At 46.1% G+C, this 6,356-nt stretch carries 6 protein-coding genes; 3 read left to right on the top strand and 3 right to left on the bottom strand.

Features of this window, described 5'->3' with window-relative positions:
* Positions 1–217: 217 nt before the first annotated feature.
* Both ABZ728_RS21975 and ABZ728_RS21970 read left to right on the top strand, forming a co-directional pair.
* Positions 218–796 (top strand): recombinase family protein, encoded by a 579-nt coding sequence (locus tag ABZ728_RS21975; RefSeq protein ID WP_366658589.1) that lies wholly within the window; start codon positions 218–220, stop codon positions 794–796.
* Positions 797–905: 109 nt separating this feature from the next.
* A complete protein-coding gene (locus ABZ728_RS21970; RefSeq protein ID WP_366658588.1) occupies positions 906–1,313 on the top strand; it encodes a hypothetical protein in 408 nt (135 codons plus the stop codon).
* 88 nt (positions 1,314–1,401) lie between these two features.
* Here the strand turns inward: ABZ728_RS21970 and ABZ728_RS21965 are convergent, their stop codons facing one another.
* The 3 genes from ABZ728_RS21965 to ABZ728_RS21955 all read right to left on the bottom strand — a co-directional run bounded on the left by ABZ728_RS21965 (position 1,402) and on the right by ABZ728_RS21955 (position 3,806).
* Complete coding sequence (locus ABZ728_RS21965; RefSeq protein ID WP_366658587.1) at positions 1,402–1,986, bottom strand: tetratricopeptide repeat protein; 585 nt, start codon at positions 1,984–1,986, stop codon at positions 1,402–1,404.
* A 433-nt stretch (positions 1,987–2,419) separates the two neighbouring features.
* Complete coding sequence (locus ABZ728_RS21960) at positions 2,420–2,728, bottom strand: hypothetical protein (protein ID WP_366658586.1); 309 nt, start codon at positions 2,726–2,728, stop codon at positions 2,420–2,422.
* 25 nt (positions 2,729–2,753) lie between these two features.
* Positions 2,754–3,806: a replication initiator protein A gene (locus ABZ728_RS21955; protein ID WP_366658584.1), complete on the bottom strand. Its 1,053-nt coding sequence runs from the start codon at positions 3,804–3,806 to the stop codon at positions 2,754–2,756.
* A 1,754-nt stretch (positions 3,807–5,560) separates the two neighbouring features.
* On the opposite strand from ABZ728_RS21955, the gene ABZ728_RS21950 reads away from it, so the two are divergent.
* Complete coding sequence (locus ABZ728_RS21950; protein ID WP_366658583.1) at positions 5,561–6,334, top strand: hypothetical protein; 774 nt, start codon at positions 5,561–5,563, stop codon at positions 6,332–6,334.
* Positions 6,335–6,356: the final 22 nt, after the last annotated feature.

The following is a 6,356-nucleotide window of genomic DNA, read 5'->3' as shown; positions in this document are numbered from 1 at the left end:
CAGCGCCTTCTTCCGAAGAGAATGACAAAGATGATTGGGATACTGATGACGAAGCTAAATCGGAAGGGTGCGATTAAGGCACTCTCCAACTACGACAAAAACGACCGTTTATGAACACGTCCGGAATCCCCCATAATGCCCGTTCAAAAAATAGGATTGCGCTTTTTGGACAGTATGGTATTTTGCACATGGAATTTGAACAGGGGTTTTGAGCCGGATGCACAACTTCAGCTATACGAGGGTTTCGACCGCCGACCAGCACACGGCTAACCAGGATCAAGAGATCGAACGTGCAGGCTATGCAGTGGATGCGGCGTATGCCGAGACCATCAGCGGGAAAGTGCCGGCAATGGACCGACCCGAGTTCGCTCGGATGGTTGATGCCATCAGCCGAACCCGGAAACCAAAGTGCCTGTTCGTCACGAAGCTGGATCGTCTTGGGCGTGATGGCGTGGACGTTCAACAGACGATCAAGCAGCTCGCGGCGCTGGGCTGCGCAGTGAAGGTCCTTCAGCTCGGAGATCTGGATCTCACATCCTCAGCTGGGAAGCTGATCCTGGCAACGCTCTCAGCGGTCGCTGAGATGGAACGAGATCTCCTCGTCGAGCGTACGCAATCCGGACTACAGCGAGCAAAGGCTCAGGGAAAGCAGCTCGGACGCCCCAGGAAGATCAATCCCGTTGATATTCCAACCATCCGTGAGCGACTGGGCAAAGGCGAGACGATCTCAGCCCTGGCACGTGAGTTCAATGCGTCACGCGCCACGATCATGCGCGTCCAGGCTGGAAAGCACTGAAGATCGCGAGACCATTGAGGTTCCGACCGCCTTCCTGCGCCTGGTGACCCGACGCGCCTACGAATCAATGTGATATAAAATCGGTCATTAAATAACAAATGGTCAAAGTATGATCGGGAATAATGAATTTGTTCGTTTTTTCACTGTTAAGGATGTTACGTACAAGTTTGTCGCTGAGCCATCTGGACAAATATATTTTCTTTACCACCAAGGACGAACAGCTAGTGGGCAACATGTAATATCACTTGATCGATTTGGATATGACGAGGTTCTTACCACAGAGCTTGATGGAATGGGTAAGTATGCCATCATCGTATTTCGCAAAGTTTTATATGTAATCAAAGAATGGGTATCTATCAAAAAACCAGATGTTATAACATTTTCTGCTTATGAGCCAAAAAGACGGATTGTTTACAACAAGTTAGTCTTATTTTTGGAGAAAGCACTAAAAAATTATTCGATATGCCATATGGAAGATGGATACTATATTCTTTTCAGATCCTCCGGTCGCGGCTAGAAACTGCCCCTTAAAAAGCGAGATCAAGCAGCTCGCGGCGCTGGGCTGCGCAGTGAAGATCTTTCGGCTCGGCAGGTAATAGGCAAGTTCAATCGCAGTTGGTATAACCAGATTCCATGCAAATACGCGCACGTCTCTGAGTTTGAAACATAATGTTCTCATTGTTAGTTCTGGAAAAAAGATCATTCATGTTGTCACGTGCTTCAATAGCACCATCATGTCCGTTGGCAGCAGAAATAATTATCCACATATATGCATTGATAATATCTTGAGCTACCCCACGACCATCAGCATACATAGCAGAAAGATTGCGCTGTGCATAGGAATTACCTTGTTCGGCAGCACTGCTATACCAGCGGACCGCCTCAGCATAGTCTTGTGTGACACCATACCCTTGTTCATACATTGTCCCAAGATTATTCTGGGCTTCGGGATCTCCTCGCGAAGCGGCTCTAACGGCTCTGCGGTACTCAATTCTTCGTTCTTCTCTTATTTTTTCTATTGTATCCCATAGTTCACCACGTATGTCATTGCTTTCGTCTGACGTTAATTGAGGAGCGGTTAAGAAAAACTCATAAGGATCTTCCACTTCTGCCTGTGTAGGCTGCGCCAATGCGTTTACCGGCAGAAAAGAAACCAGCCCTATGAGGACGCCGGCAGCGAGTGTTCTCATCGTGGCTCAACCTTTCCGTTGTCAGCCAGCATCATCCAAGAAACCAGCGCTTAAGCCTGGGAACGATGCCGCCAGGTCTTTCGAGTCTTGAGCGCAACCAGTCTCGCTCATCCCGTAGGAGCTGGTTCTCAGCTCGTAAGGCGGCATTTTCTGATTCCAGGTTCGAAACGGTTAGGGAAACCGTGTCAGAAACCGTTTGCAAACGGTTAGGCTCACCGTTCGCAATCTTCACAAGAACCCCCCGGTTCCCATTGGGTTTCGATTCCAGCGTCCCTCTTTTCACACGGTTTCGTATGGCTGTGGAGGATACACCCAATTTTCGGGCGGCATCAGGAACGGTTAGCCAAACCGTTTCCCTAACCGTGTCGGAATGGGTTTCGGAACCGTTACCCTCACCGTTTGCATTGCCCATCGAAACCCCCGTTTGCAGCGATCATAACGGGTTAGGGTTCATATTGCTACGGTTTGATCTGAACCATCGATCGGCAATGACCTTCGCAGTGTCACTGCTATCTGGTTGAACTGTGGTGAGTGGAGCTACCGCGCAATCGAAGGGCACTGCGATGAACTGACCAGGCACCTCGACAACTGAATGTGGAACTTGAGTCAGCTTTGCTTCGGTTATCGCCTCGTCGATCGCGGCTGTTAACATGCTGGTGATGGCGTGGCGTGAAGGTTGCATAGATGAAATAATCTCGCTTTTTTTCGCCTGCAGTCTTTTGACCCAAGGATCTTCCGCCAACGCTGGATCATCAGCCGATAACTTTTTAGGAAGGTTTCCCCCGCTTTTCGAACCAGCTCCGGCAGAATTTCACGAAATGCCGCTCAGGATTCTTCGCTACGATCTCATTCTCACCGAGCCATCGCCGCCACTCGCGCTCAAGGTAATAGATATCCCAACCAGGGGCTGCGGTTCGGGCGTCATGGAAACATTCTGGATCAAGGCGACCGTTAAAAACCTCTTCGCGCCGGACAGGCACCGAGCCCCGAGACTGAAAGATTACCATCTCGCCATCGAGAGTGACGCTATAGTCAGGAATATGTGCATGTGCTGTATCTTCAATAATTATGTTTGATAGCAGACGCCTAAATTCCTTATCTGTTGAATATGACCCACATTTAGATTTTAGCTTATGAAGTCCTATACGCCATTCAGAAGAATTACCACAGTGCTTTCTAGCAATCTCGTATAGGCGCCTTTCCAGCGGTTTTCGAAGTCGAAAATAGTTTCGGTGTAAGGTCAGTACCTCACGCGCATTAATGGCATTGAAAACCCATTCCGATAGAGTGACCTCAATATCATGCATACGCCCGTCACGTGTTTCACGTATGATCCGGAAACGATCTATCAATCCGAATCCATCTAGAACTTCAACATTTCCGGTAGTTATGTTGGTTGTTATGCGGGTTCCCGATAGCCGCTCCAAGGCAGCTCTTAACTGCTCATAACCACGCCCGTCTGTTCCCCGATTGGTCGCCTTCAGCAGATCGTACGCTTTGAAGCGGAGTGTCGGGCGGATATCGTCGTTACGCCCATCGTTGATCGCCGCCATGACCTGGGAGATGCAGAAGATCAAAACGTCGCGATCATGAACCGTTGCTAGTCCTTTCACAGACGGTGTTACCTCTACGAAGTTCTCGCCATTCTCGTAGCGGCGAACGTTCCGATCGGGCTTTGTTGAGATCGAGAAAACCGGGTTCTGCATCGACGCCATATCGCCTTTAGGTGCGGCATCGAAGATATCGCATACGAAGAAATCCGCTTGCCTCATACGGTCGGGCAGAAGGGGCGGTCGATCTTTTGTGCTATCACCCACCATCCCGCCATTATTCGTGCTTCCACACACCGCATCAATCCTTTTCGTGCTTCCACACACCATCTTTCGTGTTTTTACACACCGTCTTTCGTGTTTTTACACACCGCCCGATTCCAATCACCCATTATTATCAATGACTTGTAGATGGTTATCCACAGCGTAACACCACATTTAACACAATATAACACCACCCCAGCCTCACCGACCCTGGGGATAACTTCAAATTTGAGAACAAAGAAGATACCAAAACAACCCTGAGAATATACAGCGTCGCGCATGCCGAAAGAGATTCTTCTAACTACAAAACGTAGTAACCGCACGCACAAGAGATTATTATGAAATACAGCTTGACATCATTGATGTAATAAGTTATATTATCAGACCAATGTCTGTAAACAACCAAGGAAAGGAAGAAGGATCTCATAATATCAATATGAATATAGAACCTAATTACACAAGTATAGATCATTTATCAAATGGATTTAGGTTGCAAATGAAAAGAATGTTGCCTCAGTATGCTATAACAATAAGGTTTGGATATAAGGGTAAATCCAGCGTACTGTCAATGCAAAGGCTTCTCGACAACATAATCAATCGCTATGATAGAAAATTTCTTGGTCCTAGGTACGTTAATATGCCTAACATGCGGACGGAATCATTTTTAGTAATTGAGTATGATTATACAAATAATCCGCACGCGCACGGTGTTATAGCATTCCACGAAGATAATTTAGAGAAAGTAAATTGCTTACAAGAAATAGGAAGGTGCCAGTCTCGTAGTGATGGGAGTTTTAGATTCTATGAATATGATAAGATGTGTCCAAGCGGCGATATTCTTTTAGAGCCTATAACAGATCTAGATGGGTGGACTAGATATTGCACTAAAACTAGAAGTTCAAAATCAATATTTACTGCTTATAAACAGTAAAATTATAAATAAGAATATGTCCGCGTAGTGATTCTCCGGCAATTCTAGATGAAATCACATAGTAAAATTGTCCAAATGTGGCAAATATGTTAAAAGATGCTATATCACATATATCGTCACAGTCTTTAGTGCATCTAAAATTTGTTATAACATAATGTTTGTATTAAAAAATGCGAAGCACTCATCGGTTACATAGTGTAACCGATGATGTTAACTGTAGTTAATGACGTTATAAAAGCTTACAAAGCACTATCATTAACAGTTATAGTTTTAAAGAAGTTTTTTAAAAAGACGTTATACTACTTGATAATGGTGGATTCGATACCATATCGCCTTCAGATAATTCCCATAACCGTAGATTTTTCGATCGAGAAAGGCGAAGCTGAACGCCGGTAGGCGAAAGCGAGCTTTGGTATGGCAGATAGAAATCCTCCCTGGGCACTGGGCACGGGACGAGCTGATCCTCGCAATGGCGTTCTATGTGCAGCACAGCAATCAGATGCGGAACAAATCCACTACCCGCATCCAGATAGGCTCTTCAACAAGCCGCTATAGCCAGCAGGAGAGCCATCAGCCATCATTCCCCTACCCACCACCCAGACGAACAGATTGTTGTTCCTGGGCGCTTACAGACGCGACGGAAGGATGCCTCCTGATCCATCAGTACCATCGACGAGAACGAAATCCACGATTGGCTCAAGAGCGAAAGCGCCAGGTTCTAACGGAAACAGGGTGTCCAACGTGCGAAGGCTGTGGTTTTGGGGCGATCGGACCCGCCTTGAAGATCTCGCGATCCTTTTGAACACAACTAGAAATATCGGTGGATAAAATGAAAGTACGGTTTCTACCAAAGGGCGGTTTCAACAATAATGGAGCGTTTGTCGAATACGAAGGCGATGCACCTACTCAAAATATGAAAGAATACCAAAGACAGAGCTATCTGAGACTCGACATAATCGCCACCAAATTTAATGTTGGAACGAAAATGGGAGTTAATTGTGAGTTCGAAGAAGTTAAAGTACGAAAATGTATTAAGACTGTTAGCGCAACTGGTAAAATAGATCCAGCGCGATGGGGTAATTATACCCTTTCTTTTTTGGGCAAAAATATCACCACTAGTGAAATATCAATTGCTATCAATGAGAATAGTGATGGTGAAGCGGTGGCAATGGCAGGTATTAATATAAATGGGGATCTCGATCTAGAGGATCAGAATGAATTCTTTATTGAACTAGAAATATATCCGGATAGATTCGAGCTACTTTTGAATGAACTATCGATCCCAGGTGCAGTACTCCACATTTCAGCTCATGTAGATCGATTTCGTGATTTCTATGCAGAGTGGTCTCCCTCCATTAGCGATGGTCGTGTGATCAAATTCCTTAACAATAAGCGAGATGTTGAAAATGCGGATGAGATCCCAGAGGACTTCTGGCGAACAAATGAGTTTCAGAAAGAATTAGTCTCAGACCCAGAAGATCCGCCTGTCACGATCATTGTAAGACGCCCCTTGCAGGCTCCCCTTGCAGCGCCTTCTTCCGAAGAGAATGACAAAGATGATTGGGATACTGATGACGAAGCTAAATCGGAAGGGTGCGATTAAGGCACTCTCCAACTACGACAAA

The organism is Fodinicurvata sp. EGI_FJ10296, assembly GCF_040712075.1.
Lineage (GTDB): Bacteria > Pseudomonadota > Alphaproteobacteria > DSM-16000 > Inquilinaceae > JBFCVL01.
Note: the sequence above shows the minus strand (reverse complement) of the source record. Positions and strands in the feature narration are given on the sequence as shown.

Excerpts from the sequence above, each read along its gene's own strand:
- ABZ728_RS21975 (WP_366658589.1), top strand. The coding sequence starts at position 218 with ATGCACAACTTCAGCTATACGAGGGTTTCGACCGCCGACCAGCACACG.
- ABZ728_RS21970 (WP_366658588.1), top strand. The coding sequence starts at position 906 with ATGATCGGGAATAATGAATTTGTTCGTTTTTTCACTGTTAAGGATGTT.
- ABZ728_RS21965 (WP_366658587.1), bottom strand. The coding sequence starts at position 1,986 with ATGAGAACACTCGCTGCCGGCGTCCTCATAGGGCTGGTTTCTTTTCTG.
- ABZ728_RS21955 (WP_366658584.1), bottom strand. The coding sequence starts at position 3,806 with ATGGTGGGTGATAGCACAAAAGATCGACCGCCCCTTCTGCCCGACCGT.
- ABZ728_RS21950 (WP_366658583.1), top strand. The coding sequence starts at position 5,561 with ATGAAAGTACGGTTTCTACCAAAGGGCGGTTTCAACAATAATGGAGCG.